The 1,142-nt window shown below is 34.7% G+C and carries 1 protein-coding gene; it reads left to right on the top strand.

What is annotated here, in order from left to right; all coding sequences use genetic code 11:
• On the top strand, positions 1-1,142 hold a 1,142-nt coding region (locus tag J8L88_RS23360; RefSeq protein WP_211062071.1), incomplete at both ends, for an Ig-like domain-containing protein.

Raw genomic sequence — 1,142 nt, 5'->3', positions numbered from 1 at the left:
AATGCCTCAGATCCTGATGGAGATGTTGATCGAGTTAATTTTAAAGTTAATGGTGGATATTATGATCAAGATCAAACGGCTCCTTATACTGTAACTTGGACACCGACTTCAGCTGGCACATACACTATAGGAGCACGAGCTTTTGAAGAAGGACAAGAAGGGCTTTCTACAGAAGTTTCAAGAACTGTGATTGTTAAAACACCAACTAGTAATCAAGCTCCAAATGTTTCATTTGCTTCACCATCTGGTAACATTACTGTAGATGAGGGATATGATCTAACAGTAGTTGCAAATGCTTCTGATTCTGATGGAAGTGTTTCTAATGTAAAATTATATATTAATAATAGTCTTATTCGTCAAGAGAATGTAGCACCATATGAGTGGGGTCATGATAGTTCTCCAAATCCACAAGAGTTAAATGGAAGATCTGCTGGGACGTATACAGTTAAAGCTGTAGCTACTGATAATGATGGTAAACAAAGTGAAGCCACTTTTGCTTTAACTGTAAAAGGAGATGATGATAATGGAGGCGATGGAGATGGTAATAATAGTTGTTCATTTGGTACACCTATCAATAGCGGTCTTAGTGCTATGGATAAGATATCATATTCTAATGTTCATATTTTAGGAAGTGATGGTCCAAAACTTGGTAATTTTCGAAAGTTTACTATTAATTGGGTTCCTTCTAATAACGGATTATATCAGTTTGCAATCAATACAAATAATGGTTCACCAGATTGGTATGTAGACTTTAAAACTACAATGACTTTTCAGTTGAAGAATTCTAATCCAGAAGTTACTTTGAATAATACTGGATTTGAAGGTTTAGATGGATCTTATTGGGTCACACAAGAAGCTAATAGTTTTGTGATGGTTTCTAAGATAAAGGACTTCGCTATATATTTCAGTAACTCATCATCTGTTCCAGATTGTAATCGATCTTCAGGTATTGATAATATTGAAGAGAAGATGATTGTTTATCCTAATCCTGTCAAGGATAATGTTATCTACATTGGTGGTTTGTCTACAAAGACTAAGGTCTTACAGATTGTTGATCTCCAAGGACGAATAATCAAAGAATTAAATTCTACAAACACTTCAGAAACTATGGATGTTTCAGAACTTCCTTCTGGTCCATATTT

This window comes from Aquimarina sp. MMG015 (assembly GCF_018100855.1).
GTDB classification, from domain to species: Bacteria; Bacteroidota; Bacteroidia; order Flavobacteriales; family Flavobacteriaceae; genus Aquimarina; species Aquimarina latercula.
This window is presented reverse-complemented; position numbering and strand designations above follow the sequence as displayed.